General features: G+C 42.9%; 23 protein-coding genes. 17 read left to right on the top strand and 6 right to left on the bottom strand.

Features of this window, described 5'->3' with window-relative positions:
* Window positions 1–11: 11 nt before the first annotated feature.
* The 9 genes from QE404_RS09510 (at window position 12) to QE404_RS09470 (ending at window position 12,366) form a co-directional block, all read left to right on the top strand.
* A complete protein-coding gene (locus QE404_RS09510; RefSeq protein WP_307449827.1) occupies window positions 12–2,135 on the top strand; it encodes a type IA DNA topoisomerase in 2,124 nt (707 codons plus the stop codon).
* Between the two features lie 1,115 nt (window positions 2,136–3,250).
* Window positions 3,251–4,825, top strand: coding sequence for an alpha/beta fold hydrolase (locus QE404_RS09505; RefSeq protein WP_307449824.1), 1,575 nt, complete (start codon window positions 3,251–3,253; stop codon window positions 4,823–4,825).
* A gap of 219 nt (window positions 4,826–5,044) precedes the next feature.
* Complete coding sequence (locus QE404_RS09500; protein WP_307449821.1) at window positions 5,045–5,467, top strand: PaaI family thioesterase; 423 nt, start codon at window positions 5,045–5,047, stop codon at window positions 5,465–5,467.
* A 73-nt stretch (window positions 5,468–5,540) separates the two neighbouring features.
* Window positions 5,541–5,885, top strand: a complete 345-nt coding sequence (locus QE404_RS09495; protein ID WP_307449819.1) for a phage holin family protein — start codon at window positions 5,541–5,543, stop codon at window positions 5,883–5,885.
* A gap of 287 nt (window positions 5,886–6,172) precedes the next feature.
* The gene (locus QE404_RS09490; RefSeq protein WP_307449816.1) at window positions 6,173–8,167 is read left to right on the top strand and encodes a S9 family peptidase; all 1,995 of its coding nucleotides are present in this window, start codon (window positions 6,173–6,175) and stop codon (window positions 8,165–8,167) included.
* Window positions 8,168–8,248: 81 nt separating this feature from the next.
* Window positions 8,249–8,854, top strand: coding sequence for a DNA-deoxyinosine glycosylase (locus QE404_RS09485; RefSeq protein ID WP_307449812.1), 606 nt, complete (start codon window positions 8,249–8,251; stop codon window positions 8,852–8,854).
* A 306-nt stretch (window positions 8,855–9,160) separates the two neighbouring features.
* Complete coding sequence (queA, locus tag QE404_RS09480) at window positions 9,161–10,210, top strand: tRNA preQ1(34) S-adenosylmethionine ribosyltransferase-isomerase QueA (RefSeq protein ID WP_307449809.1); 1,050 nt, start codon at window positions 9,161–9,163, stop codon at window positions 10,208–10,210.
* Window positions 10,211–10,315: 105 nt separating this feature from the next.
* The gene (gene rlmN / locus QE404_RS09475; protein ID WP_307449806.1) at window positions 10,316–11,350 is read left to right on the top strand and encodes a 23S rRNA (adenine(2503)-C(2))-methyltransferase RlmN; all 1,035 of its coding nucleotides are present in this window, start codon (window positions 10,316–10,318) and stop codon (window positions 11,348–11,350) included.
* 77 nt (window positions 11,351–11,427) lie between these two features.
* Window positions 11,428–12,366 carry a sterol desaturase family protein gene (locus QE404_RS09470; RefSeq protein ID WP_307449803.1) on the top strand — a complete coding sequence of 313 codons (939 nt, stop codon included), beginning with the start codon at window positions 11,428–11,430 and terminating at the stop codon, window positions 12,364–12,366.
* 11 nt (window positions 12,367–12,377) lie between these two features.
* Here QE404_RS09470 and QE404_RS09465 read toward each other — a convergent pair whose 3' ends face one another.
* From QE404_RS09465 to QE404_RS09455, 3 genes are read right to left on the bottom strand one after another with little or no spacing between them, the layout of a single operon-like run.
* Window positions 12,378–12,887: a hypothetical protein gene (locus tag QE404_RS09465; protein ID WP_307449801.1), complete on the bottom strand. Its 510-nt coding sequence runs from the start codon at window positions 12,885–12,887 to the stop codon at window positions 12,378–12,380.
* Window positions 12,888–12,892: 5 nt separating this feature from the next.
* A complete protein-coding gene (locus QE404_RS09460) occupies window positions 12,893–13,339 on the bottom strand; it encodes a hypothetical protein (protein ID WP_307449798.1) in 447 nt (148 codons plus the stop codon).
* A 3-nt stretch (window positions 13,340–13,342) separates the two neighbouring features.
* On the bottom strand, window positions 13,343–13,822 hold the full coding sequence (locus QE404_RS09455) for a hypothetical protein (RefSeq protein ID WP_307449796.1): 480 nt from the start codon (window positions 13,820–13,822) through the stop codon (window positions 13,343–13,345).
* Between the two features lie 222 nt (window positions 13,823–14,044).
* Here QE404_RS09455 and QE404_RS09450 point away from each other — a divergent pair, with 222 nt between their 5' ends.
* The 4 genes from QE404_RS09450 to QE404_RS09435 all read left to right on the top strand — a co-directional run bounded on the left by QE404_RS09450 (window position 14,045) and on the right by QE404_RS09435 (window position 18,811).
* Window positions 14,045–16,054 carry a sensor histidine kinase gene (locus tag QE404_RS09450; RefSeq protein ID WP_307453842.1) on the top strand — a complete coding sequence of 670 codons (2,010 nt, stop codon included), beginning with the start codon at window positions 14,045–14,047 and terminating at the stop codon, window positions 16,052–16,054.
* A 2-nt stretch (window positions 16,055–16,056) separates the two neighbouring features.
* Window positions 16,057–16,794 carry a LytR/AlgR family response regulator transcription factor gene (locus QE404_RS09445; protein ID WP_307449790.1) on the top strand — a complete coding sequence of 246 codons (738 nt, stop codon included), beginning with the start codon at window positions 16,057–16,059 and terminating at the stop codon, window positions 16,792–16,794.
* Between the two features lie 89 nt (window positions 16,795–16,883).
* Window positions 16,884–17,762: a hypothetical protein gene (locus tag QE404_RS09440; protein ID WP_307449786.1), complete on the top strand. Its 879-nt coding sequence runs from the start codon at window positions 16,884–16,886 to the stop codon at window positions 17,760–17,762.
* 71 nt (window positions 17,763–17,833) lie between these two features.
* Window positions 17,834–18,811: a polyprenyl synthetase family protein gene (locus QE404_RS09435; protein WP_307449784.1), complete on the top strand. Its 978-nt coding sequence runs from the start codon at window positions 17,834–17,836 to the stop codon at window positions 18,809–18,811.
* 87 nt (window positions 18,812–18,898) lie between these two features.
* On the opposite strand, the gene QE404_RS09430 is transcribed toward QE404_RS09435, so the two are convergent.
* Window positions 18,899–19,192, bottom strand: coding sequence for a hypothetical protein (locus QE404_RS09430; protein ID WP_307453840.1), 294 nt, complete (start codon window positions 19,190–19,192; stop codon window positions 18,899–18,901).
* A gap of 138 nt (window positions 19,193–19,330) precedes the next feature.
* Here QE404_RS09430 and QE404_RS09425 point away from each other — a divergent pair, with 138 nt between their 5' ends.
* The gene (locus tag QE404_RS09425; RefSeq protein WP_307449778.1) at window positions 19,331–21,763 is read left to right on the top strand and encodes an alpha-ketoacid dehydrogenase subunit alpha/beta; all 2,433 of its coding nucleotides are present in this window, start codon (window positions 19,331–19,333) and stop codon (window positions 21,761–21,763) included.
* A 160-nt stretch (window positions 21,764–21,923) separates the two neighbouring features.
* Here QE404_RS09425 and QE404_RS09420 read toward each other — a convergent pair whose 3' ends face one another.
* On the bottom strand, window positions 21,924–22,313 hold the full coding sequence (locus QE404_RS09420; RefSeq protein ID WP_307449775.1) for a winged helix-turn-helix transcriptional regulator: 390 nt from the start codon (window positions 22,311–22,313) through the stop codon (window positions 21,924–21,926).
* Window positions 22,314–22,486: 173 nt separating this feature from the next.
* On the opposite strand from QE404_RS09420, the gene QE404_RS09415 reads away from it, so the two are divergent.
* Window positions 22,487–23,548, top strand: a complete 1,062-nt coding sequence (locus QE404_RS09415; protein WP_307449773.1) for an NADH:flavin oxidoreductase — start codon at window positions 22,487–22,489, stop codon at window positions 23,546–23,548.
* 111 nt (window positions 23,549–23,659) lie between these two features.
* Here QE404_RS09415 and QE404_RS09410 read toward each other — a convergent pair whose 3' ends face one another.
* Window positions 23,660–24,865: a C1 family peptidase gene (locus QE404_RS09410; RefSeq protein ID WP_307449770.1), complete on the bottom strand. Its 1,206-nt coding sequence runs from the start codon at window positions 24,863–24,865 to the stop codon at window positions 23,660–23,662.
* Window positions 24,866–25,072: 207 nt separating this feature from the next.
* Between QE404_RS09410 and QE404_RS09405 the strand changes: the two genes are divergently transcribed.
* Entirely contained in the window at window positions 25,073–25,588 is a 516-nt protein-coding gene (locus tag QE404_RS09405; RefSeq protein WP_307449767.1) for an RNA polymerase sigma factor, read from the top strand.
* Window positions 25,589–25,599: 11 nt separating this feature from the next.
* Window positions 25,600–26,655, top strand: coding sequence for a hypothetical protein (locus QE404_RS09400; RefSeq protein WP_307449765.1), 1,056 nt, complete (start codon window positions 25,600–25,602; stop codon window positions 26,653–26,655).
* The last annotated feature ends 47 nt before the right edge of the window (window positions 26,656–26,702 follow it).

Raw genomic sequence — 26,702 nt, 5'->3', positions numbered from 1 at the left:
CGGAACCGTTCATGAAGCTTTGTATTGCCGAAAAACCCAGTGTTGCCAGAGATATTGCCAAAGTCCTGGGCGCCACCATGCCTAAACAGGGCTATATGGAGGGAAACGGCTATTGTGTGACGTGGACGTTCGGGCACCTGTGTACCCTCAAAGAACCCCATGATTACGGCCCGCAATACAAATCGTGGAACCTGTTCCTGCTGCCGATCATTCCCGGTAACTTCGGGATCAAGCTGATCCCGAACAAAGGTGTGGAAAACCAGTTTAAAGTCATCGAAAAACTCGTAAGCGAATGCGAAGAGGTCATCAACTGCGGGGATGCCGGGCAGGAGGGGGAATTGATCCAGCGCTGGGTCCTGCAGAAAGCAAAATGCGATAAGCCTGTTAAGCGCCTGTGGATCTCATCCCTTACCGAAGAGGCTATTAAAGAAGGTTTTTCAAACCTGAAACCCGCGGAAGAATACAGGAACCTGTACCTGGCCGGCAATGCAAGGGCTATAGGGGACTGGCTTTTAGGAATCAATGCAACACGCCTGTTTACGAAGAAATTCGGAGGCAATAAGGCGGTGCTGTCCATCGGCCGGGTACAAACGCCTACACTCGCCATGCTTGTCCAGCGGCAGAAGGAGATTGATGCCTTCACGGTGGAGGAATACTGGGAACTCAAAACCAGATACCGTGATGTTGTATTCAATGCTGCGATCGACCGTCTAAAAACGCTGGAACGGGCAGAAAAAGGACTCGAATACCTGAAGCAGAACCCGTTTGAAATTGTTTCATTTGAAATCAAAGAAGGAAAAGAAAAAAATCCGAGGCTGTTCGACCTCACCGGGCTGCAGGTGGAAGCCAATAAAAAATATGGCTATTCTGCGGAAAATACTCTGAATTACATCCAGAGCCTGTACGAGAAAAAACACGTTACCTATCCTCGTGTAGATACGACCTACCTATCCGAAAGCCTTTATCCGAAGATCGGAGGGATTTTAAAGAGCATGACCTTCTATCAGGAATGGATATCGCCTTTACTGGAGCAGCCAATCCCAAAATCCAAAGCCGTCTTTGATGACGCCAAGGTTACGGATCACCACGCCATCATTCCTACGGAAGTTCCGCCTTCCCAGAATTTGACCCGAGAAGAAAAGCTCATTTACGACCTTGTAGCCAAACGCTTCATTGCCGTCTTCTATCCGGAATGTAAAATTTCAAATACGCTTGTTGAAGGCAAAGTGGGCACCATTCCGTTCAAGACCAGCGGTAAACAGATCCTGGAACCGGGCTGGAGAGCTGTTTATGCCAAAGAACCCAAGGAAGAGCCTACCGATAAGGAAAAGGAAAAAGAAGAGGAACAGACCATCCCCGAATTCAAGGTAGGGGAGACCGGACCGCATGATCCCATGATCCATCAGGGAAAGACTTCCCCGCCAAAACCCTATACCGAAGCAACACTGCTGAGAGCCATGGAAACCGCAGGCCGGCAGGTGGAAGACGAAGAACTGCGTGAAATGCTGAAAAACAACGGGATCGGAAGGCCTTCCACCCGAGCTAACATCATCGAAACCCTGTTCAAACGCAAATACATCGAGAAAAAAAAGAAAAACCTGATTGCTACCCAAACCGGAATCCAGCTGATTGATACCATTGAAGATGAACTGCTGAAAAGCCCTGAACTCACCGGTGAATGGGAATCCAAGCTGCGTAAAATAGAAAGCGGGGAGTATGAGGCCAACCTGTTTAAGGAAGAACTGATCCAGATGGTTACTGCGCTGACCAAAAAAGTAGTGGACGGAAAAGCTAAGGTTATAAGTCTTCAGGAGGATGAACCGGAAGTCAGGGAAAAGAAGAAAAGGGAACCGTCCGTAAAAAAGGAACTGCCCACCTGGGAAGAGACTCAATGCCCGAAGTGCAAAGAGCATCATCTCATCAAAGGAAAAACCGCCGTCGGATGTTCGGATTTCAAAAACTGCGGGTTTAAAGTAACGTTTGAAATATTCGGTAAAAAATTATCTGATAAGCAATTGATGGATCTTGTCATTAAAGGTAAAACCTCAAAACTGAAAGGTTTTACCGCCCATCCGGATTCAATAACGGAAGGAGTCCTGTCTATAGATGAAAATTTCACCGTAAGCCTTGCTTAATGTTTGCTGAATTACAGAGGAATAGGTTAATACTATCCTTATTGGTTTAAACATATTTCACGTATTTTAAAAATCGTAGGTTTTTTAAAAGCTTATGTGCTCTTCCTGTTTTCAAAGCTTTTATCTTCATAATTCTCATGTGCCAAAAACTTTTGTGACTGTTATGGTTTTTATTCTCTCGAAGATCAGCAGATTAAGCAGATTTTTTTCGTGCACATAAAAACCGTAGATTTTTAAAAAACTTCTGTGTTCTTCTGTTTTCAAAGCTGGCTTCTTAAGATTCTTAAGTGTCAAAACCTTTGTGACTTTTGTGGTTACCATCTCACTCAAACTCTCAGTAACAAACCATGCTTTTAATCTATCGCAGATATGAAGATTACGCAGATTTTTTCACACATTTAAAAACCGTAGGTTTTTTAAACTTCTGTGTTCTTCTGTTTTCATAGTTGTTGTACTTCATGATTCTCATGTGTCAAAAACTTTTGTGGCTTTTGTGGTTTTTTAATCTCTCGTGGATTAGCAGATTATTTTTCCCAAGTGGATTACACCACATTAATCATTATCAAAAACCACCCCGTCAAAAATTCTTTGAATTTTCGCCACCCCCTCCTAGTGAGTGGAATTTTGCAGCTGGTATGTTTGCAATCTGCAAAGGATTTTTCGTGCACATAAAAACCGTAGGTTTTTTAAAAGCTTCTGTGTTCTTCTGTTTTCAAAGCTGGACTCTTAAGATTCTTAAGTGTCAAAACCTTTGTGACTTTTGTGGTTACCATCTTACTCAAACTCTCAAACTCTCTGACTCTATATCCAGTTACAACCCCATGCTTTTAATCTCTCGCAGATTTGCAGATTATGCAGATTTTTTTTTCACACATCTAAAAATCGTAGATTTTTAAAAAACTAATGTGCACTTCTGTTTTCAAAGCTGGCTTCTTAAGATTCTTAAGTGTCAAAACCTTTGACTTTTGTGGTTAAGTTACAATCAACTTCCATTAGCAAAGAGCCTTTCAACGTATATGTTTTGAAAACTTTAACTAAACCATCCCTTCATTTAACCTTTCTTTGGTGCGCTCTGAACAGAATTTTTTCAGAAGTTTGCGGTAAAAATAAAAGCGATGAAAAAACTCGGCTTTCTGATGGCAGTCGCTGTAAGCTGTATGGTGAATGCACAGGTTATTACAGGGATTGTTTTGTCCAAAGAGGAAAACAAACCGGTACCGTATGCCAATATAGGGGTTGAAAAAGACCGGCTTGGGACCGTTTCCGATGCTTCAGGAAAATTTGTGCTGGATGTATCGGCTGTGGACCAACGTAAAAATATCCGGGTTGAAATCGCCGGCTATGAACCTTTTTCCATGAATGTGGCGGATTTCATCAGGCAAAACCCGCATCAGATTGTGCTGAATGAAAAAGTAACCCACATCAAAGAGGTAAAGCTCAGCCCGAAAAAGCTGGTCGACAAGAACTGGGGCAGCAATACGAAAAACAAAAGCGTTAATTACATCGTGAATCCGGAATTTAACAAAGAAAGCTTTTTTGGGGAAACCGCTTTACAGTTTACCACCAAAAAAAGAGCAAAGATTAAACGCATCAACCTGAATGTGGCCCAGTTTAATTCCAATGAGCCGGTTGTGATGAGATATTCCATTTACAGTGATGAGAACAATCTTCCCGGGAAAAGCATCCTGCAGGAAGATATAACGGCAGAACTCACCGCAGACCAGATCAAAGACGGCGTATTCTCTCTGGACGTTAACGACAGGAATATCTGGGTTCAGGGTAAATTTTATGTTGGGATCCAGTTCCTGAAGGCATTTGACGGAAATGTAAGGCTGAGTGCAGCGCTGTTTAAAACGGGCTACCTTAGGCAGTTTTACGGCGACTGGGAAAAAGTATCTATTGCAGCACCAGCCATTAATATAGATGTTAAAGTAGATAAGACGGCGAAAAATGAAAGTGATGAAAGCAGTGATTTCGGCAGCAATGCGACAGCTGGAAAAGTGCTCCATCTGAATGATGCCGATATTTATTATGAATCATACGGAAAGGGCGAACCTCTGTTCCTGCTGCATGGAAACGGCGGAAGCATCAGTGATTTTTCAAAAGAGATTCCTGAGCTGTCCAAACATTTTAGGGTCATTGCCATGGATACCCGCGGACAGGGCAAAAGCACGGATGCTACTACCGAACCGTTAACCTATATAAAGTTTGCTGATGACGTAAAAGCGCTGGCAGATCAGCTGGGTATGAAGAAAATTAACATTCTGGGCTGGAGCGATGGCGGGAATACCGGGCTTGAGTTTGCCATCAAATACCCGGATCGTGTAAACAAAGTCATTACCAGTGGTGCCAATGTCGTTCCGGAAGGCCTTGGAGATCAAGAGGTGCAGAATATGAAAAATGAAGTGGCTGCAAAAGTGGCCCAGCATAAACCTGAATCTGAAATCCGGCTCATACAGCTGATGATTGATGAGCCAAAAATCACCAAAGAACAGCTGAACAACATCCGCGCAAAGGTATTGGTAGTAGCCGGCGAGAACGACATGATCCTGCCTTCCCATACCGAATATATTGCCAAAGAAATCCCGGGTTCAGAAATTAAGATCTATAAAGGGGCTTCACACGGCGTTCCGGTAGAAAGAGCTGAGGAGCTTAGTAAAGACGTGATCGAATTTATAAAGAAGAAATAAACAGCCAGTTTTTTGTGAACCGCATGGCCTGCCTCGATCAATTAAAGATCGAGGCAGGCTTTTTAGTAGATGATCTGATCAGCTATTGTACAAAGCCAATGTCTTTGTGATACGTAATGCGAACCTTAAAGAAGTATAATCATTCATCCTGAAGATTTTTCCGGTTCAAAAGCTTTCATCTTTTTTTCGGTTGCATTACTTTTGTATTAAACCCAAAAAATGACACCTGAAAAAAGACAGCTGATCACCGATAGTTTTAACCGCTCCGAAACCCTGCGTTTCTATAAAGCTGAGCTGCTGGAAGCAGAAACGGATTTCATTTCTATGAAGATCCCGAAAATGGACCTGATGACCAGAAAGGCCGGCATGTTCAACGGCGCTATGATTGCCTCTCTGGTAGACGTTTCTTCCGGTTATGCTGCGGTAAGCCATTATGAAGAAGACTGCTATGTGGTCACCGTAGAATTAAAGGTCAATTACCTGAGGCCGGCCATCGGTGAAGCATTGGTGTCCAAATCCTATGTGATTAAAGGGGGAGGAAAAATCAGTGTGGTCCGGACCGAGATCTATACGGTGGATGAAAAAGGGGAATCTGAAAGCCATGTCGCTACTTCGCTGGTAACGATGATGAAAATCAGGTAACGATTAATACCGGGTTTTCCGGACTGTTGGAATGTATTTTGCACATTAAGATCCGTAAACTAAAAAAAATAATATGAACTTAATTATCCGTCTTCTGATTACTGCCATAGTCGCATTTCTGCTGACTAAAATCCTGCCGGGAGTCCATTTTACAGGATTCTCATCTGCTGTCATTTTTGCGATCGTACTGGCACTGCTGAACTTAATTGTTAAGCCTGTCCTGAATATTTTAGGGTTGCCTCTTACCATTATTACCTTAGGATTATTTACCCTGGTGATCAATGCCATTATCATTCTTATTGCTGATTATTTTATTGACAGCATGACGGTAGATGGTTTCTGGTGGGCATTCCTGTTCAGTATTTTGTTATCGGTGATCACTTCACTGGCCAACTCACTGTTTTCAGATAATGATTAATATAACATACTGACCTGTATAGTAGATCCGTCAATTCAGTTGGCGGATTTTCTATATCTATACCAGAACAATATAAAGTCCGGCCAATTGCGGGGGGACAATGAAGATTCAATCCATCTTATAGAAAAAAACAAGCATGCCCTATCAATATCCATTATCAAATTTCAAAATTAATCCATTTTCAAATTGGTCCGTTTCCAAATTTCCCAATTCCTTCTCCTCCGTCAAAAGGCCTCCGTTTCATCAAAATTAATTACCTTTGGCCATCTTTGATTAAAAAGGAATTTATGAAACTTAAGAACAGTCTGCTGGCTCTGGCAGCACCGCTTTTAATGAACGCACAACAAGTAATGACCCCTGAAATCCTCTGGACTTTAAAAAAAGTCGGGGTACAGGCTGTGTCACCGGATCAGTCTTCACTTATTTACAAAGTGGGACAGGTAGATCTGAAAACGGAAAAGACCAAAAACGAAAGTTATTTTCTTAATGCCGTAAACCATCAGTCCGTAAAAACGGATTTCGGGAAAAAAGCAGTGATCCAATGGGATAAAAATGGGATCTACGCTCAGGAAGGTGACCAGATCCTGCTTTCAAAGGACAATGGGAAGACTTGGACCAACTTTTATACAATAGGTGAGGCTGACAACATCGTAATTTCTCCTGACGGAAGGAAGATTGCTTTCAGCAGGCAGGTCCTGGTAGAAAAAGTAATGGGGAAAGACAAATATCCCGATACACCGAAAACTACGGCACAAGTCTACACTGATCTGAACCACAGGCACTGGGATTATTTCAATGAAGGGAATTACAACCATATTTTTGTAGTACAGACTTCGGAAAAAGTGGAAGCAGCCAAAGACCTGCTGGAAGGTAAAATGTGGGATTCACCGCAAAGGCCTTTCGGAGGGGCTGAAGATTTCATCTGGAGTCCGGACTCTTCCCAGTTGCTGTATGTGACTAAGCCTAAAAGCGGGAAAGACTATGCAACCAGCACCAACACGGATATTTTTGCCTATGACCTGGCCTCGGGTTCTACCAGGAACCTGACCGAGTCTAATAAAGGGTATGATGTGAACCCAAAATTCAGCCCGGACGGAAAATCCCTGGTGTGGCAGAGTATGGCACGGGACGGATATGAAGCGGATAAAAATGACATCAAGATCATGGACTGGAAATCCGGTAAAACGGAAAATCTGACCAAAAACTGGGATGAAAGCGTTTCCGGGGAAGTCTTCTGGGGAGCAGATTCTAAAACCATTTATTTTACGGCGGCATTCCGTGGAACCAAACAGCTGTTCTCCCTGGATCCTAAAAATTCCAGAGTACAGCAGATTACCCGAGGCGATTTTGACGTAAATGAAATTTACACCGATAATAAAAATGCGCTGTTGGTATCCAGAACAGATATCAACCATGCATCCGAACTTTTTACAGTTAATGTAAAGAACGGTGATATGAAGCAGGTGACCGATGTGAATAAAGACATCTATGCTACCCTGGCTCAAGGGAAATCTGAGCTGAAAATGGTAAAAACTTCAGACGGTAAAGAAATGGGCGTATGGTTCCATTATCCGCCTAACTTCGATCCCAACAAAAAATATCCTACGCTGGTGTACTGTCAGGGAGGTCCGCAATCCGCGCTTACCCAGTTCTTCAGCACCCGTTGGAATTTTGCGCTTATGGCAGCCAATGGATACATTGTTGTAGCGCCGAACAGAAGAGGAATGCCGGGATGGGGAACGAAATGGAACGAGGAAATCTCCCGCGACTGGGGCGGTCAGCCGATGAGGGATTACCTTGCAGCAACCGATTATGCCAAGACATTGCCATACGTGGATGGAGACAGAGTAGCGGCAGTAGGAGCAAGCTATGGGGGATACAGCGTATTCATGCTGGCGGGAATCCATAACAACCGTTTCAAGACATTTATTGCCCACGACGGATTGTTCGATATGAAGTCCTGGTATCTGACCACCGAAGAGCTGTGGTTCGCCAACTGGGACCTGGGATCACCGTGGGAAAAACCGCTTCCGAAAGCGTATACAGAATTCAATCCGAGCAATTTTGTAGATCGATGGAATAAGCCGATTATGATTGTTCAGGGCGGAATCGATTATCGGGTGCCTTATGAGCAGGGACAAGAAGCTTTCCAGGCTGCACAGCTGAGAGGGCTGAAATCCAAATTGGTTTATTTCCCGAACGAAAACCACTGGGTGCTGCATCCGCAGAACGGACTGGTCTGGCAGCGGGAATTCTTTGACTGGCTGAAAGAAACGCTTTAATGAGTCCTTATCCCTGAGCGGATATCAAATTGATCCAAGGATTTTCGGGGAATATTTTTAATAAGGAACAATAAAATACTTATGAAAACGGACAGCTATTGTCCGTTTTTTGCTTTCAACAGTGCTGAAATAGCATTAAGATACAGAATAAGAACCATGCATGACAGAATATCATCCTTTGCACCGATCGTTGATAAAGACTCAGAGATTTTAATTCTGGGTTCGGTTCCCGGAGTCAGATCTCTAGAGAAGCAGCAATATTATGCGCATCCCCAGAACAAGTTCTGGAGGATTATGTTTCAACTGCTGAATGAGGATTTCACGGAAGACTATAGCCAAAGGATCGCCATTTTGAATAAACACCATATTGCTCTGTGGGATGTCATCGATTCCTGCGAAAGGAAAGGCAGCCTGGATTCTGAAATCCGGAATGAAGAAGCCAACCGCGTTGATGAACTGCTTAATGACCATCCGAACGTCAGAGCTGTTTTTTGTAACGGCGGCAAATCCTATAAAAATGTACAGAAAATGTTGGGCAAAAACTACAGGATTCCTATATTCCTGCTGCCTTCCACCAGTCCGCTGCATACCGTTTCACTGGAACAAAAACTCGAAAGCTGGAAAAAAATTACAGAATACCTTGATGAGTGTAATGAAAACATACAGCCCTCCGATGGTAAAGCATGAAAATGAAAAGCTGTTTCAACTCACCTGAACAGCTTTTATACATACCCAATGGATTAAACAACTTTATACAGCACCTATTCAATAGCATGCAATCCATCACCCATCACTTATTACCCATTGCCCATTGCTCATTGCTCATTACTTATTACTCATGTTTTCTTACTTTTTTCTCTTTTTAAAGCCCCTGTGAGGCGTTTTTTGTGAATCATTAAATAAAACTTGACAAAGGGGTATGCTATGTCGTATATTTGCAGTCCGAAAATTACACACTGTAATTTGATAAATTTTTAAACCGTAATTTAAAAAATGAAAACATCAGATTTTAATTTTGATCTTCCTGCGGAATTATTGGCAGAGCACCCGTCTGAGCACAGAGATGATGCGAGACTCATGGTTTTGAACAGAAAAACGGAAACCATTGAGCACAAGCTGTTCAAAGATGTGGTAGACTATTTCGATGAGGGGGATCTTTTTATCTTCAACAATACCAAAGTTTTCCCGGCCCGTTTATATGGAAATAAGGAAAAAACAGGGGCTAAAATCGAGGTATTCCTGTTAAGGGAGCTTGATAAGGAAACCCGCGTTTGGGATGTCCTGGTAGATCCTGCAAGGAAAATCAGAATCGGAAACAAACTGTTCTTTACTGAGGACGAATCTTTGGTAGCGGAAGTAATAGATAACACTACATCCAGAGGAAGAACGCTGAGGTTTTTATTTGACGGTTCTTACGAAGAGTTCAGGGCAAAACTGAAAGAGCTGGGTGAAACCCCGCTTCCGAAATACATCAAAAGGGACGTTGAGCCGGAAGATGCAGAAAGATACCAGACGATCTATGCTAAAGTAGAAGGAGCTGTAGCGGCCCCTACAGCAGGTCTGCACTTCTCTAGGCACCTGATGAAAAGATTGGAGATCAAAGGGATCGATTTTGCTGAAGTAACCCTTCACGTAGGATTGGGAACATTCAACCCGATTGAAGTAGAGGACCTTTCCAAGCATAAAATGGAATCTGAAGAGATTTTCATCGATGAAAAGAATGCCCAGATCATCAACAACGCCGTTGATGCCCATAAAAGGGTGTGTGCTGTAGGAACCACCACGATGAGGACGCTTGAGACTTCCGTTTCCTCCAATAAGAAAATTTCAGCTTTCCACGGCTGGACGAATAAGTTCATCTACCCGCCACACGAATTCGGCGTAGCTAACTGTATGATCACCAATTTCCATACCCCGAAATCTACGCTGATCATGATGATTGCAGCATTTGCAGGAAAAGACTTCATCATGCATGCTTACGAAGAAGCCGTAAAAGAGAAATATAAATTCTACTCTTACGGAGACGCGATGCTTATTTTGTAATACATTTAATTTTAAATTATGAATTATAAATTTTAGATTATATCCTAACTTTTGTGAAGGATTATAATCTAAAATTTATAATTTAAAATCTATAATCATATTATCTTGAAAGATATTCGTACTTTATCACTCGACCAGCTGAAAGACTATTTTGTCTCCCTGGGTGAAAAGCCGTTTCGTGCGAAACAGGTCTATGATTGGCTGTGGAGCAAAAATCTCCATTCGATTGATGAGATGACGAATCTTTCGAAGCCCCTCCGGGAAAGAATTTCCGAAGAATATACGATCAATCCCGTTTCTGTGGACCAGCTTCAGAAGAGCACAGACGGAACCATTAAAAACGGAGTAAAACTCCACGACGGATTACTTGTGGAATCGGTCCTGATTCCAACCGAGACGAGGACCACTGCCTGTGTATCTTCCCAGGTAGGATGCTCCCTGAATTGCGAATTTTGTGCAACGGCAAGGCTCAAGAGAATGAGGAACCTCGAAGTTGCGGAGATCGTAGACCAGGTGGCCCTGATCGACAGCCAGAGTAAAATGTATTTTGACCGGCCGCTTTCCAACATTGTTTTCATGGGAATGGGGGAGCCGATGATGAACTACAAAAATGTGGTGGAGGCCATCCGTAAGATTACCCAGCCGGAAGGCCTGGGAATGTCTCCCAGACGGATTACCGTTTCCACTTCCGGGATTCCGAAAATGATTAAGATGCTGGCTGACGAAGAACTGAAAGTAAAGCTCGCACTCTCCCTGCATTCCGCCATCGAATCCAAGCGTAATGAGATCATGCCGTTTTCCGATAAGTTTCCTTTGACGGAAATTATGGAAGCACTCCAGTACTGGTACCAGAAAACAGGTTCTGTGATTACCTTTGAATACTGTGTCTGGAAAAATATCAATGATGGGGATGAGGATATAAAAGCACTGATCAGATACTGTAAACAGGTGCCTTCCAAGGTTAACCTGATCCAGTACAATCCTATCGGTGACGGAAAATATGACCAGTGCAATAAACAGGCGGAAGAAAACTATATCCGTCAGCTGGAAAATTCCGGAATTACCGTTATGGTAAGGCGAAGCCGCGGCGGCGATATTGATGCAGCCTGCGGACAGCTGGCCAATAAGGCAACCGATTAAATTTTCATTAAAAACAACCGAAAATTTTCTTAAAAGAATCTTAAAATCATACCTTTGCAGGATAAAATCTGTATAAGATGATGGATTACTTTTGGGGGGAAGACGGATTGGAGCATATTTATTCCTGGTCTATTCCCATTCACGCGACCGTTATTCTTGCCGAGATGATTTACAGTCATGTTTCGGAAGCTAAACTCTACAGTGGCAAAGATGTGGCAACCAATGTCTATCTTGCCCTGCTGAACTTCGGGCTGGACTTTATCATGAAAGCTTTCGCCATGGGCGTTATGTTTTTCTTTTTCAACCACAGGTTTTTTTCCTGGGAGTTCAATATATGGTATTGGCTGATCTGCTTTGTCGTAACCGATTTTGCTTACTATGTGCTCCATTATATCGATCATCATTCCAGGGCATTCTGGGCCGTTCATATTACCCACCACAGTTCGGAGTTTTTCAATCTGACCACAGGATTCAGAAGTCCGGTACTTCAGCCGCTGTACAGATACCTGTATTTCTCGCCGCTGGCGTTCCTCGGTTTTAATCCGTGGCATATTATGGTCGTATATGCCATAGGGCAGGTGTATGGAACCTGGGTACACACACAGGCCATAAAAAGCATGGGAATCCTGGAGTATATCCTTGTGACCCCATCCCATCACAGGGTGCACCATGCCTGTAACATCAAGTACCTCGACCGCAATATGGGCATGTGCCTGATCATCTGGGACAAGATGTTCGGGACTTTTGAGAAAGAAGATCCGAATGTACCCATAAAATATGGCATCTACCCAAAAATGCCGGATAACAGGCCGGATACTGTCCTCCTGTATGAATGGAGAAAAATCTGGAAAGACATCAGGCAGCCCGGACTGAAGTTTTCAGACAGAATCAATTATATCTTCAATTCACCGGGATGGAGGCATGATGGAACCGGAAAAACGGTACGGCAGTTTCAGAAGGAATATCTTGCTAAAAAGGCGGTTAAGAAGCAGAGTCTTAATAAAAAATCAGCCTGATCTATCTCATTTCAGGGATTCTGTTTTCCTACAAGGTTACCCACAACATTTAAAATTTCAGCTTTATAGAGCTGATGAACTTTTGATTCTGTGCTGAGCGTGCTGAAATCCTCACTGATGCGGTAGTTTTTGACCAGTTCAGTCTTTTTTGCACCTAATGCATAATGTATTGATCCTGTATTGCTTTTGACAATAATAACCGCTTCATTAAAATGCATCAGTTTTTGTGGCCTGAAAAAACGGGTTTTCAGCAGGATTATTTTCTGTTGCTTATCGAATATGATACAGATATTGCAGCGGTATACCAGTGTATACATACTCACGAGCAAAAAATAAGTCAGGAATATCCATGCCAGGACACGGATGCCTTCACTCAGCTGTGTGTAAAAAATGCATACGCCAATGATGGCCGAAACCGTACAGGATAGCAACCACAGATACTTTTTGACCAACGGTCGGTCAGGAAAGAAACTCAGCTGTTCCCGGGTTTCGGAAACAGCATATTTATTTCTTGCAGACATCGGTATTATCCGGTAATGGCTTCAATTTCATTCAGGAGCTCCTGCATTGACTTTTTGGAAAATCCCTGAGAAATCATCACTGCGTTCTCCTTACCTTCGGACCGGTACCATAAGTTCAGTGCGGTATTAACCGGGATAAAAATGTAGATCAGACGTGAGATTTCAAAGCTCAGATCGGAGTCCAGAGGAATTGCGGCAGCAGGTTTTACAAGGCCTTTCTTAACCAGCATTTGCCGTGAATTCATATCGATCACTACTTTTTCATTCATTACTGATACCAGGCAGAGCAGGGAAAAGATGCCTGCAATCCATCCCAGGGCAGGGAGGTGTGCTGTAAATCCTATAATCGCAACAACAGCGAGGCCCACAATAATAATTCCTGAAAATCCGTATTGTCTCTTAAGTTGATACGTATTCCCTTCTTTGATAAAATAACGAAATTGCTGTTCCATAATTTAATTCATTTGTATTCCGTCAACACTCATTTTACGACAGGTGACAGTGATCATAGAGCTGTCATAATCACCGGTGTATTGTTCACTCAGTGTATCCAGGGAAGCTTCATGGCATTGGATGATTCTTTCAGATTTTCTATCTGATGTTCCGGCAATGCTGATCGTGGCGGTAAAATTAGATCTGCTCTGGTTAAGCAGTTTCAGAAAGTCAGGTTTCAGTTGTTCGGTTTCCATAGTAATATAAAAATACTGTGCAGGCTTCGATTCCGTTTTGGAACTGGCCTGGGCTGTTCCCACCGATGGATAATATTGCATGGAAGCTGATCTCAGGGGAGTGGCCAGCGTCTTTGTTCCATTGCTGATTGTGAATTCGATTTTCTTGGAAGTCTCTGCCGCTTCCTGTGCATGGTACCTATTAGATAAGGCCAATATAAAAACAGCAGCTGCGATCATTTTTGCTTTAGGCATCAGGTAATTCATAAGACTATTTTATACTAAATTACAGATTTTAATGAAAGATTGAGCGGCTTCAATTTTTAAATGGTAACTTCTGATTGGTCAATTGCAGATATGAATTATTATTCTTCCTGCGATGGCCTTATATTGTCTTTTTCTGATCTATTGGGTATATCTTGTTTTACTTAAATTTATTCATAAAGTAACTGTAAATTAGTTACATTTGCCGGAAAATTATATTTTCTGATGAAATATTTTGTGTCAATTCAAAGGAAAAAAACATACAGGTCTATCGTACTTTTGGTATGCTGTTTTTGGGGATTTCTTATATTTTCCCAGGAAAGATCAGCGATCGAAAATATGTCCTGGAAGGGATATGATCTTCGTTTCAGGGATAGTGCACAATGTTTTCGCATATTGGAAACAGCAGCCGTCGTGGCAAAAGAGCAGTTGAGCAGAAAGGATGAGGCCATAAATTACGCTCTCACCGCATTGGCCTACAGACGTTTTTCTAATCTTGACAGATTCAGGGGTTATTCGGAAATGTCTTATGAAACAGCCAGCACCACAAGAGATCATCGTGCACTGGCCTATGCTAATATGGTGATGGGTTACCTGAACACTTATATTGACAATTCCACGGAAGGAGATGCGCTGAACTATTTCCTCACTGCCTACCGGTTATTTGACCGGCTGAAGGAATACGGAGTCTGTGCCAGGATCCTCTCGGATGTCTCTTATCTGTTTTCACCACATGATATGGTCAAATGCAGGAAGTATGCTTATGAAGCCCTTCGGTATGCCAAATTAAGTGCTGTCCCGGACAATATCCTCCATGCAAGGCTTGCTGTCGGCAGTTATCTTTTAGAGCTGTCCAATGCGAATCATAAGTATGGGCAGCAGGCGATATCCTATTATGAAGAAACAATAAGGATAGCGGAAGATTATGAAAGCCAGATTACGATTAAAAGCAATATTGCCATCGCCTACCTGAATCTGGCGACTCTTGAAATTAACAGGCTTGATTCTGTTCCGGAAAACGTTTTTTTTTACCATATACAGAAAGCAACAGATATATCCAGGAAATATAAAATGAAATCTATCTACCGGAATCTGATGGGCCTGCAGGGGGAGTATTATCAGAAAAAAGGCAGATATGATGATGCAGAAGAGTTCTATAACAGGGGATTGGTGGAAGCAGCCAAACTGCCTTATAAGGATAATAATCTGATGTCAGAGTTTTACCGGAGCCTGAAAAGCCTTTCTGCAAAGAGGGGTGATTTTAAATCGTATTATCATTATGATACGCTCTTTATTCCCTATTTCAAGGCAGAATATAACGATAAGGCACAAAAGATGATTCAGTATGCAGACGTAAAGTTTGAAACGGAAAAAAAGAAAAATCAGATCCTGCTGCTGAAAAAAGAAAATCAGCTTCAGAAAAAAAATACCCTACTGGGATTTGCCATTGCCGGGATTTTACTGATAGTACTGATTCTATTGTATCTTTCTTTTTATTACAGGCAACAGTATTTCCGGAAAACAGAAGATCATTTAAGACAGGCACAGACTAACAGCGAGCTTAAGCTTAAGTTGCTTGAAAAAGAAAGCCTTGAAAGCCTTACGGAAAAGCTTTCCCTTGAAAGAAGGCTGCTGCAATCCCAGATGGACCCTCATTTTATTTTTAATGCCCTTGGGAATATCCAGGGAATGATTCTGCAGAATGACCAGAACAATGCAGTGTCTTATCTCGGTAAGTTTGCGCGGCTTACCCGTCAGGTCCTGGAACATTCCCGTCATGAGTTCATTACCCTTGAAGAAGAAATCCTTACCCTGAAAGATTATATTGAATTGCAAAGGGTCCGTTTTAATAATGCCTTCGATTATGAAATACATTGTGATAAAGATGTGGAGGTTCAGTCGCTTATTCCCTCCATGCTGATACAGCCCTCTATTGAGAATGCCATAGAACATGGCCTGAAGCCGGCTATGTCAGAACGGCAGGGCTGTTTAGTTGTCAGTTTCAGCCAGAATGATCAGAAACATGTGATCATATGTTCTGTTATGGATAACGGCATTGGCCTCACCGAATCAAAACGCCGTAAAAACCGGGACAGCCATGTTTCTCTCGCAAATACCATTACCCATGAAAGGCTTGCTGTAATGTCTCTGGAAAACCCGCATACCGGGTTCAGCATCAGAGAAAATGCAGAAGGGGGATGTACCGCTACCATCATAATTCCTATTTTTTCTTAGTTATGTACAAGACTATTATTGTTGAAGATGAATATCATCTGCAGAAAGGGCTATCTATTATGCTGCAATCTGTAGCACCTGATACGGTTCAGGTGATAGGATATGCCGGTGAAGTCCGGCAGGCAGTGTCCATGATAGACGATCAGAAGCCGGATCTTATTTTTATGGATGTCATGCTGAATAACGGCAGCGGCTTCGATGTCCTGGAAAAAATACAGCATAAAGACTTTCACCTGATATTCACGACTGCCTATGAATCTCATGCGATACGGGCATTCAAATTCAATGCGATCGATTATCTACTTAAGCCTGTGGATATTGACGAACTGAAGCTGGCCATAAAACGCATTTCCGGAAGAGGGAAGTTTATGGAGGATATTCAGCTTAAGCAGCTTGCGGAGTCGACCAGTAAAATTCAGAATACCATTATCATTCCTACCCAGGAAGCTATGCATGTGGTAAAAATAGAGAATATCATCCGTTGCGAGTCTTCCGGCTCCTATACGTTGTTTTTTCTTGCTGACCAGAAAAAAATCATGGTTTCCAAATCACTGAAGTATTATGAGGAGCTGCTGTCAACCCCGGTTTTCTTTAGGGTACATCAGTCCCATCTTATCAATATCAATTACATTTCGAGTTACTCAAAAGAAGGCATGGTCCATATGGCAGACAATACCCATATCCCTGTTTCCAGATCCAATAAAGAGAAATTTTTTGCCTTCATGAAAAAAGGCTGGTAGTGGCATAATAAGTAAATGAGCGGTTCTTTAACAGCCATAAGCTTGCCCGGAAAGCAGCACATTTCTGATTAAAGTTTTACCTTTACATTATGAAAAAGATGATTCCGGCTGTCCTGTTGCTCATCCATCTTCAGGTCTCTGCACAAAGAACGGATTTTCTGAAAATCGGGAAATACAGGATCAGCCATCTGAATGAGCAGCTTAAAGAAAGTTCAGGGTTGGACCTTGTGGACGGAAAGCTGTATACATTTAACGACAGCGGCAATACGCCTGACCTTTATCAGATCGACCGCACCTCGGGAAGCATTATCCGAAAGCTCCCTGTGAAAGCGGAAAACAAAGACTGGGAAGCACTGGCTAATGACGGACAGAATTTCTATATCGGTGATTTCGGCAATAACGCAGGAACCAGAAAAGACCTGATGATTTACAAAGTTCCGTTCAGTGAAGAAACCCTGGATGCAAATGTTCCTGAAACCATTCAGTTTTATTATCCTGAACAGAAGGATTTTTCGCAGGATTATGGACATACGGATTTTGATGCCGAAGCCATGATCTACCTTAACGGTAAACTGCATCTTTTTACCAAGGAATGGGGATCGAAAGCTACATCCCATTATGAGATCGATCCGGATATTTCCGGAGTACAGGAAGCAAAAAAGAAAGAGTCTTTCAGGACAGGATTTATGGTAACTGATGCCGCTTACTTTGACCATCAACTGTATCTGGTTGGCTATACCAAGAAAACCGAAGTTTTTCTGGAGATTTTTAAAGAAACGGAGCCTGGCGTATTTTTTAATGAGGCCCCCCGTAAATATTATCTGGGAAGCGCTTTATCCATCGGGCAGATTGAAGGCATCACCGTGGATGGTAACGGAATCTATATTTCCGGTGAACAATTCAAAGTTTCCATAGGCCACGCAGCACAGAGTTTGTATTTCATTCCGAAAGAAAAGCTTAAAGATTAATTTTCTCTTTAAATTGAATGAAAAAAATTATCTTTGTGAATTAATAACTCTTTACCCATTATTCACCGATTGTGGCCAATATTGTAGAAGAAATCAAGCGACCCATCAACGAGGAAATGAAGCTTTTCGAGCAGAAGTTTTATGAGTCCATGCAGAGCAAGGTCCCGTTGCTGGATAAAGTCACCCGTTTTATCGTCACTACCAAAGGAAAACAGATGCGCCCCATGTTTGTGTTTCTGTGTGCCAAGCTTGTTGGTGAAGTGAACGAAAAGACCTACCGCGGTGCGTCTATGATCGAGCTGATCCATACGGCAACCCTGGTTCACGATGATGTGGTGGATGAAAGCTTCAAAAGGCGTAACTTTTTTTCCATCAATGCATTATGGAAGAATAAGATTGCCGTTCTGGTAGGGGATTACCTCTTGTCCAAATCCGTATTACTGTCCACAGACCATAAAGATTACGACCTATTGAGCGTGATTTCCCGCACCATCCGTGAGATGTCAGAAGGCGAACTGCTCCAGCTGGAAAAAGCCAGAAAACTTGATATCACAGAAGAGGTGTATTATGAGATCATCCGTCAGAAAACCGCTACCTTAATTGCTGCCTGTTGTGAAATCGGAGTATTGTCTAATAGTGCGGATGAAGCTTTGGCTAAAAAAATGATGGATTTCGGGACCTATACCGGGATGGCGTTTCAGATTAAAGACGATCTCTTCGACTATCTGAGTTCCAATGTCATCGGAAAGCCGGTAGGAATTGATATTAAAGAACAGAAAATGACCCTTCCTCTCATCCACAGCCTTGAGAAGGCGGATGAAAAAAGCAGGAAATACTTCTTTACAACCATTAAAAGGTACAATAACGACCAGAAAAGGGTTAAGGAACTGATTGCTTTTGTTAAGAGCTCAGGCGGACTGGATTATGCTATTACGGTCATGAAAGATTTTCAGCAGAAAGCAAAAGACATCCTTAATGAGTTCCCGGATTCTGAGGCCAGGAAATCCCTTCACAGCATGCTCGATTACGTAATTGAAAGAAAATTTTAAAATTCATACAGCCGGACTCCCGTTCCGGTTTTTTTATTGCTGTTATTGTTAATAAACTATGTTATTTTTAAGAATAATGTAAATTGATTACATTATTTTTACGATAAGGATTAGAACCGATAATACGATGCATAATAACGCAGTTAAAAATAAATAATCTGCAATTTTCTCAAACTGAATATTCCTGGTTTCCTTTGCTGTGCGGATGGACAGGAAGGAAAAAAAGCAGCTGAATGCAAAAAACAGGCATGCAACACCGGCAAATTCATCCAGATGGGTGGTCTGGCTTATTTTGCTGATCTTAAGCGAGGTAATGATCACCAGCGAAAATCCTAACAGATTGCTGGAAGCATTGAGGATGTGTGGCGATTTCTTTTCCATGGCATACAAATTTCCCCAAAATAAAGCACAATTTTCCTTATTATCAAATTTTTAAAAAAGATTATTAAAAATTAAAATTAATTTAAAAAGTGTATATTAGCAAAATACTTCAAGAACGTAAAAATTTTATATTGGGCTATGCAGACAACCTATATTGAAACACAGCAGATCTCTTTTCAGGACTTTAAAAATCAGATACTTGAAGACTATAAATTGGGAAGGATTTCCCGTGAAATGTCATATCTGGGAAGAAGGGAAGTGCTGACAGGAAAAGCTAAATTCGGGATTTTTGGGGATGGTAAGGAACTTCCCCAGCTGGCGATGGCTAAAGTATTCAGAAACGGGGATTTCCGTTCCGGATATTACCGGGATCAGACCTTTGCATTGGCTGTACATGCTTTAACGGTAGAAAGCTTTTTTGCGCAGCTGTATGCGGATACAAGCGTGGAAAGAGAGCCTGCCTCTGCCGGAAGACAGATGAACGGGCATTTTGCCACCCGTAGCCTTAATGAAGACGGAAGCTGGAAAGACCTTACGGCTCAAAAAAATATCTCCTCAGATATTTCTCCCACTGCCGGGCAGATGCCGAGATTGTTGGGATTGGCGCAGGCTTCCAAAATATATAAAAGCGTAACTTTTGAAGGTTCAGAAAAATTTTCAAACGGTGGGAATGAAGTAGCCTTCGGGACTATTGGAGATGCTTCTACGGCAGAAGGCCATTTCTGGGAAACCCTGAATGCTGCCTGTGCCCTTCAGGTACCGATGATCGTGTCCATCTGGGATGACGGATACGGGATTTCCGTACCTACCATGAAGCAGAGGGCAAAAGCGGATATTGCTGAAATGCTGAGCGGCTTCCAGAGAAAAGAAGGCGAATTCCAGGGCTGTGAAATCATTCAGGTAAAAGCCTGGGATTACCCGGCACTGCTGGATGCCTACGCGAGGGCTGAACAGTTTGCCAGAATGGAGAGCGTGCCGGTAGTGGTGCATGTGGTGGAAGTGACCCAGCCACAGGGGCATTCCACGTCAGGATCCCATGAAAGATATAAAAACGAGGAAAGGCTGGCCTGGGAAGCCTCCTTTGACGGATTGGTGAAATTCAGGGAATGGATTTCCAACTATTCTATTGAAATCGACGGACAGGAGGAGATCATCGCTTCCGCTGAAGAGCTGGACGCCATTGATGAAGAGGCCAAAAAGATCGTTAAAGCAGGGCAGAAAACCGCCTGGGAAAATTACCAGAATGCCATCAGGGAGCTTACACAGTCCATACTGCCTTTGGTGGAAAACCTTAAAACACAGAATACGGAGATTGAAGGTTACGTAAGCCAGTTTACCAAACTGGTTTCCAAAGCCAAGAAAGATGTGTTCCACCTGGCAAGGAAAGCCTTGCTGGCAACCAGAGGAACAGAGTCTGCAGAGAGAAATCAGCTGATGCAGAAATACCACGAAGTATTCGAAACGGAAAAAGACAATTATTCTTCCCATTTATATTCCCAGTCTGAGTGGAAAGCAACGAATGTTAAGGAAGTAAAGCCTGTGTATTCAGACAGCTCTGAAGAAGTTGACGGCAGGGTAGTGGTAAGAAATAACTTTGATAAGATTTTTGAAAAATATCCTGAAACCCTCGTCTTTGGAGAAGATGCCGGAAATATCGGTGACGTGAACCAGGGGCTTGAAGGCATGCAGGAAAAATACGGAGAACTCCGTGTAGCCGATACTGGGATCCGCGAAGCTACTATTCTCGGACAGGGAATCGGGATGGCCATGAGAGGCTTAAGGCCGATCGCTGAAATCCAGTATCTGGACTATATTCTCTATTGCTTACAGGGAATCAGCGATGACCTGGCTACCGTTCAGTACAGGACGAAAGGCGGTCAGAAAGCACCGGTAATCATCAGGACCCGGGGACATAGGCTGGAAGGCATCTGGCATTCCGGATCTCCGATGGCAGGCATATTAAACCTATCCAAAGGAATCCTGGTGCTTGTACCGAGAAACCTCACCAAAGCTGCCGGATTCTATAATACCATGCTTCAGGCTGATGAGCCTGCAGTAATTGTAGAATGCCTTAACGGATACCGTCTGAAGGAAAAGCAGCCGGACAATATAGGGGAATTTACGGTTCCGGTAGGCCAGATTGAAGTGACAAAGGAAGGAAACGACGTTACCTTGGTAACCTACGGTTCTACCTGGAGAATCGTCATGGAAGCAGCCAAAGAACTTGAGAAACTCGGCATTTCCGCAGAAGTAATCGATGTTCAGTCCCTGATTCCTTTCGACCTGTCCCATGAGATCGCTGAAAGTGTAAAGAAAACCAACCGCTTAGTGGTTATTGATGAAGATGTGGAAGGCGGAACTTCAGCGTTCATCCTGCAACAGATCCTGGAAAAACAGAAAGCTTTCCGATACCTGGATTCTGATCCGTTAACGATTGCTGCCAACGACCACAGGCCGGCATATGCAAGTGACGGAGACTATTTCAGCAAACCGTCCGCAGATGATATGGTAGAAAGGATCTACGCCATGTTTAATGAAACCAATCCTCAGAAATATCCTGCGATATTTTAAGGAAACTTAGATAAATTTTGAACCGCTTTCTTTAGGAGGCGGTTTTTATTTTGGAGTTTTGCTTATAAATGCAGCTCGTTTTATATCAGGTTTTTAAAATTGCTGATAACAAACAATATGCTGAAATAAGATGTATGTAACTTCAAGACTATAACAGTATTTAAACTAAGGCCCGGCTATGGTTTGCTTCATCAGTCAAAGAATTACAACTCTTCCCGCCATCTTTCCCCTTCACCTGGTATTTCTCCTCCCATTCTTCCAGCAGGTACAGAATCGGCAGCAGGGCAAGCCCTTTTTCTGTTAAAGAATATTCCACTCTTGGCGGCAGCTCCTTGAACTCTTCCCGGATCACAAGTCCGTCAGCTTCCATTTCCCGGAGTTGATCTGTGAGTACCTTTCTGGAAATAACCTGGATCCTTACGGCCAGTTCTCCGAAACGTAATTTCCGGTCTTTGATCACCAGTACGATGATCGGTTTCCATTTACTGCCTAATGCGGACATGGCTTTGCCTAGAGGGCAGCTGTATTCCATTAATTCATTCTTTTTCATTGGAGAGGCTTTTGAGATTATAGAACATCGATTTCGGATGTGTAGCTTCAAAGTTACTTCAATGTTACTATCATCAGTTACTGCAAAGTTACCAGTTTTTTTGATATATGAGATACAAATAAGAACTATTATTAGTTACTTTGTGTAACAATTATAAAACAGAGCTTATACCAATGAGTACAGAATTATTATTCAAACCTTTTCAATATAAAAATTTACACCTGGATAACAGGATTGTTATGGCTCCTATGACCAGGGCACAATCCGATAACGGAGTTCCTACACAGCAGATCGCCGAGTATTATTCCAGAAGGGCTGCAGCAGGCGTGGGTCTGATCATTTCTGAAGGAACGGTGATCAACAGGCCGGCTTCCAAGAATATGCAGAACATCCCGGATTTTTACGGAACCGAAGCGCTTGAAGGATGGAAAAACGTTATTGATTCCGTTCATGCTAATGGCGGTAAAATGGGCCCTCAGATCTGGCATGTAGGGGATACGAGAAGTTCGGACGATTATCCGTCAGTTCCGATGGAAAAAGCTTCGGATATGACGCTGGAGGATATTCAGGATACCATTGCACAGTTTGCCGCTTCAGCCAAATCCGCAAAAGATCTCGGTTTCGACTGCCTGGAAATTCATGGTGCCCACGGATATCTAATCGACCAGTTTTTCTGGGAGGCTACGAATACCAGGACCGACGAATATGGAGGGAAAACCCTAAAGGAAAGAAGCCGGTTTGCCGTAGACATTGTAAAAGCAATCCGTGCAGCAGTAGGAGAAGACTTTACCATTATCATCCGACTTTCACAATGGAAGCAGCAGGATTATAACATAAAGCTGGCCCAAACTCCGGAAGAGATGGAAGAGTGGCTGCTGCCGCTGAAAGAAGCCGGAGTGGATATCTTCCACTGTTCCCAACGCCGCTTCTGGGAAGCTGAATTTGAAGGTTCCGACCTGAATTTTGCAGGCTGGGCTAAAAAGATTACGGGACAGCCTACCATTACTGTAGGCTCAGTAGGACTGGAAGGAGACTTTATGGCTGCATTTGCCGGCGAAGGAACTGGTACAGCCGATTTATCTGAACTGATCCGCAGGCTGGAAAGAGGCGACTTCGATCTGGTAGCCGTGGGAAGAGCCATTTTGCAGGATCCTGAATGGGTGAAGAAAGTGAAAGAAGGCAGAATGGAAGAACTGTCAGATTTTTCTCCTTCTAGCATGTCCACTCTGTACTAAACAGCGATAAAAAATTACCTATCTATTCATTTTATTTGAAAATCCCCGCTTACAAGCCGTAAGTGGGGATTTTACTGTTAAATATATTAAAATTGTGCTAAACTTTCAGAATTAAAGACCGACACCGGTATTCGGTTTCAGTTGTTTCAGGATATTTTTTGGAATAGCATTTTTGTTAACCAGAATGGCCGTTGATTTATATTCCACATAAGGTCTGGTCACATAAATATAGCCTTTGAAATCATTGGTTACACCCCATGAATTTTTAACCATATAATACTCTTTACCGGTCTGGTCTTTGGCAAGGCCTACAATGTGCATTCCGTGGTCATCAGTAGTGGAAAGGTCGTTAAGCGCTTTCTGGCGCATGTCTTCCGTAATGGTTTTATCGGCTTTAGGCTCTTTGAACAGTCCCTGCTTCATATCCGGGGTCATGGCCTGTTCCAGGTCAACATCCGGAACGTAAGCAACACCGTTTTTATAAGAAAAATACGGCTCCGAAACATCGGTTGCCCAACCTACGGAATAACCTTTCTTAATCGCGTTATCTACAATAGCTGTCAGATCTTTCATCGGTACATTCCAGTCAGAATCATGGCTCCAGTTATCCGGGATCGGCACTACGAATTTCTGGAAGTACGGATAATCTTTATACGATGACAATTCAACGTAATCTTCAGGATTAATGCCTACTACTTCCTTGGCAAAGGTTTTTGGCGTGTAAGATTTCCCTTCATATGTGAAGTTAGCGGGAACTTTTCCAAGGTATTCATCCAGGATCGCATCTACAGAAGACATCCAGTTGTCGGTAAGCTTGCCTTTCTGTGAAGCCTGAACGAGGCTGTCCAGTACCGGCTTCAGTTTTCCCTGCATTTCAGAGAAATTGTTCGTGGTCTGTCCGGATTTCAGTCCTGTATACGCTTCCTGAGGTACGGCGCCGTACTTTTTATACATATTGATTACGTCGTGAAGTTCACCGCCATCGCCCCAGTTGATGGCTCCGTTATTTAGGACGTACAGTTTTGCTTTGTCGTGGTAAGAATTCCTTGCCGTAAAGATTTCTGCCAGGTCCACCGGCTTCTTGCCCATACGCTGCATTTCAGATTCCAGGAAAGAGTTTCCGGAATAGCTCCAGCACGTGCCGGACGAGCCCTGGTTCTTCACCGAAGTGGCCCCTACATCCTTAAGGGTAGTAAACTGGAAATTGGCATTCTGGGATTGGTTGCTTTTCAGCTTGTTGATCAGGTCATCCTGTGCAAACATCATACTTCCTGCAGACAAAACAAAAAGTAATGAGATAAATTTAGTGTTTTTCATTACTGTAAAAAATTATATTATAAATAGTCGCTCATTTCTGAGATTCGTTACAGGCGGTAAAGTTAAATCTGTTCAGGTTGGATTTAAATGTTTTCATGCGTCATTGAGCTTCGGTATCATTTTTTTTGTGTTATTTTGAAAAAAAGTCAACCATGTTTCCAACCTTTCTGAAACAGTCTGCATCTATAGTAGTATAAGCCCCGATATATGGATAAAGAACTCCTGATGGAATGCAGGCGCAACAACCGGAATGCGCAGCGGCAGGTATATGAAAAACTTGCGGGAAAGCTGTATGCAGTCTGCAGGCGGTACCTTAAGAACGATGAAGATATCGAAGAAGTCCTTGCCGATACCTTTTTTAAAATATTTACGAAAATCAACCAGCTTCAGGATCTGGAAACCTTTGAGGCCTGGACGAAAAAAATTGCGGTGAACGAATGCCTTCAGAAACTCAGGGCGAATAAAAAACTGCATGTTTCCCTTGAGGAAAACCATATTATTGCTGACGAAGCTTATGAAGAAGCGTCTTTTGAAAAAGATATCCTGGGCCTGCTGCATTTTCTTCCGGAAGGCTGCAGGGCTATTTTCAACCTTTTTGCGATTGAAGGCTATCCGCATAAAGACATTGCGGTGATGCTCTCCATCAGCGAAGGGACCTCCAAATCACAGCTGAATTTCGCCAGGAAAAAATTACAGGAACTTTTAACCAGCAGGAACATTTAACTTTTACAACAATGGAAAACCAAAACGATATCGATACTACTTTCAGTGAAGCTTCCAAAGCTTCCGGAGAACCGGTTACTTTTCCGGGTTTTGAAAAAGTCTGGGATAAAGTGGACACGCAGCTCGATCAGCATCTTCATCCGGCACCAAAGAAAGTGCCGTCATGGATTCCGTACGGGATTGCAGCGAGCATCATTATCGGCAGCGGAATCTTTTTCCTGACCGGTAAAGACCAGGCAGATCATCAGTCGGTAACAAGCGTGACAGCGCAAAAACTGCCTCAGCCTTCAAAAATTGAAGCACAGGGTTCCCAGAATAGTCAGCTGGCAGATGTTACGGCTCCGGAAACTATTCAGAAAGAGAATTCCGGAAAGGCTTCTGAGAATATTGTAACAAGAAATATAGTCGTTCCTCCGCCTCTTTCAACATCGATGGGACAAAATGAAGCTGCAAGTACATCTGCCAGATCTTCTGTAGAGATTGATGATGATGACCATAGGTTCCGGCAATCCATAGCTGTTAATAGAAAAAAGAAGCAGGCATATGAAGAAGAACGAGAGGCCGATAAAGAAGTTATCGCAAAGAAGGTTTCAGGTGTTCAAATTACAACAGCGACTGCAAACTCTGGTATCAACAGCCTTTCAGCATCAGATAATGGTGTTTCCCGTAAAGGTTATCTTTCAGAAGTTGCACCGGCTTCCATAGCAGGCAACACGGAGGATCCGGATAAGCCGGCTTTCATCCAGATCTTATCTCCGGGGATCAGCATCAGGGTTGCTCCGGCTGAACAGGGAAATACACTCGCTATTCAGAGTTCAGATCCCGCATTTTCAGCAGAAGACTGCCTGTATATCATCAATAATGAATTGGCCGGCATCGGGAAGTTCAGGACTTTGAATGCCGGAAATATTAAATCCGTTACCGTCCTGACGGGCACAAAAGCTATTCTTCTGTATGGTAAAAAAGCTTCCCGCGGGATTGTCATCGCAGAAACCAGGGATTTTTCCTCAACAGAAGTAAAAAAGATCAGAAAAGCATTAAAAAAAGATTCTTTAGGAAACCCATAGACAACCTCTAATCCTAAACAAAACACTCCTTACAATTAAACTCTTCC

Origin of the sequence: Chryseobacterium camelliae, from assembly GCF_030818575.1 — a bacterium.
Classification (GTDB): Bacteria; Bacteroidota; Bacteroidia; order Flavobacteriales; family Weeksellaceae; genus Chryseobacterium; species Chryseobacterium camelliae_A.
Note: the sequence above shows the minus strand (reverse complement) of the source record. Positions and strands in the feature narration are given on the sequence as shown.

Excerpts from the sequence above, each read along its gene's own strand:
- QE404_RS09510 (WP_307449827.1), top strand. The coding sequence starts at position 12 with ATGAAGCTTTGTATTGCCGAAAAACCCAGTGTTGCCAGAGATATTGCC.
- QE404_RS09505 (WP_307449824.1), top strand. The coding sequence starts at position 3,251 with ATGAAAAAACTCGGCTTTCTGATGGCAGTCGCTGTAAGCTGTATGGTG.
- QE404_RS09500 (WP_307449821.1), top strand. The coding sequence starts at position 5,045 with ATGACACCTGAAAAAAGACAGCTGATCACCGATAGTTTTAACCGCTCC.
- QE404_RS09495 (WP_307449819.1), top strand. The coding sequence starts at position 5,541 with ATGAACTTAATTATCCGTCTTCTGATTACTGCCATAGTCGCATTTCTG.
- QE404_RS09490 (WP_307449816.1), top strand. The coding sequence starts at position 6,173 with ATGAAACTTAAGAACAGTCTGCTGGCTCTGGCAGCACCGCTTTTAATG.
- QE404_RS09485 (WP_307449812.1), top strand. The coding sequence starts at position 8,249 with ATGAAAACGGACAGCTATTGTCCGTTTTTTGCTTTCAACAGTGCTGAA.
- queA (WP_307449809.1), top strand. The coding sequence starts at position 9,161 with ATGAAAACATCAGATTTTAATTTTGATCTTCCTGCGGAATTATTGGCA.
- QE404_RS09470 (WP_307449803.1), top strand. The coding sequence starts at position 11,428 with ATGATGGATTACTTTTGGGGGGAAGACGGATTGGAGCATATTTATTCC.
- QE404_RS09465 (WP_307449801.1), bottom strand. The coding sequence starts at position 12,887 with ATGTCTGCAAGAAATAAATATGCTGTTTCCGAAACCCGGGAACAGCTG.
- QE404_RS09460 (WP_307449798.1), bottom strand. The coding sequence starts at position 13,339 with ATGGAACAGCAATTTCGTTATTTTATCAAAGAAGGGAATACGTATCAA.
- QE404_RS09455 (WP_307449796.1), bottom strand. The coding sequence starts at position 13,822 with ATGAATTACCTGATGCCTAAAGCAAAAATGATCGCAGCTGCTGTTTTT.
- QE404_RS09450 (WP_307453842.1), top strand. The coding sequence starts at position 14,045 with ATGAAATATTTTGTGTCAATTCAAAGGAAAAAAACATACAGGTCTATC.
- QE404_RS09445 (WP_307449790.1), top strand. The coding sequence starts at position 16,057 with ATGTACAAGACTATTATTGTTGAAGATGAATATCATCTGCAGAAAGGG.
- QE404_RS09440 (WP_307449786.1), top strand. The coding sequence starts at position 16,884 with ATGAAAAAGATGATTCCGGCTGTCCTGTTGCTCATCCATCTTCAGGTC.
- QE404_RS09430 (WP_307453840.1), bottom strand. The coding sequence starts at position 19,192 with ATGGAAAAGAAATCGCCACACATCCTCAATGCTTCCAGCAATCTGTTA.
- QE404_RS09425 (WP_307449778.1), top strand. The coding sequence starts at position 19,331 with ATGCAGACAACCTATATTGAAACACAGCAGATCTCTTTTCAGGACTTT.
- QE404_RS09420 (WP_307449775.1), bottom strand. The coding sequence starts at position 22,313 with ATGAAAAAGAATGAATTAATGGAATACAGCTGCCCTCTAGGCAAAGCC.
- QE404_RS09415 (WP_307449773.1), top strand. The coding sequence starts at position 22,487 with ATGAGTACAGAATTATTATTCAAACCTTTTCAATATAAAAATTTACAC.
- QE404_RS09410 (WP_307449770.1), bottom strand. The coding sequence starts at position 24,865 with ATGAAAAACACTAAATTTATCTCATTACTTTTTGTTTTGTCTGCAGGA.
- QE404_RS09405 (WP_307449767.1), top strand. The coding sequence starts at position 25,073 with ATGGATAAAGAACTCCTGATGGAATGCAGGCGCAACAACCGGAATGCG.
- QE404_RS09400 (WP_307449765.1), top strand. The coding sequence starts at position 25,600 with ATGGAAAACCAAAACGATATCGATACTACTTTCAGTGAAGCTTCCAAA.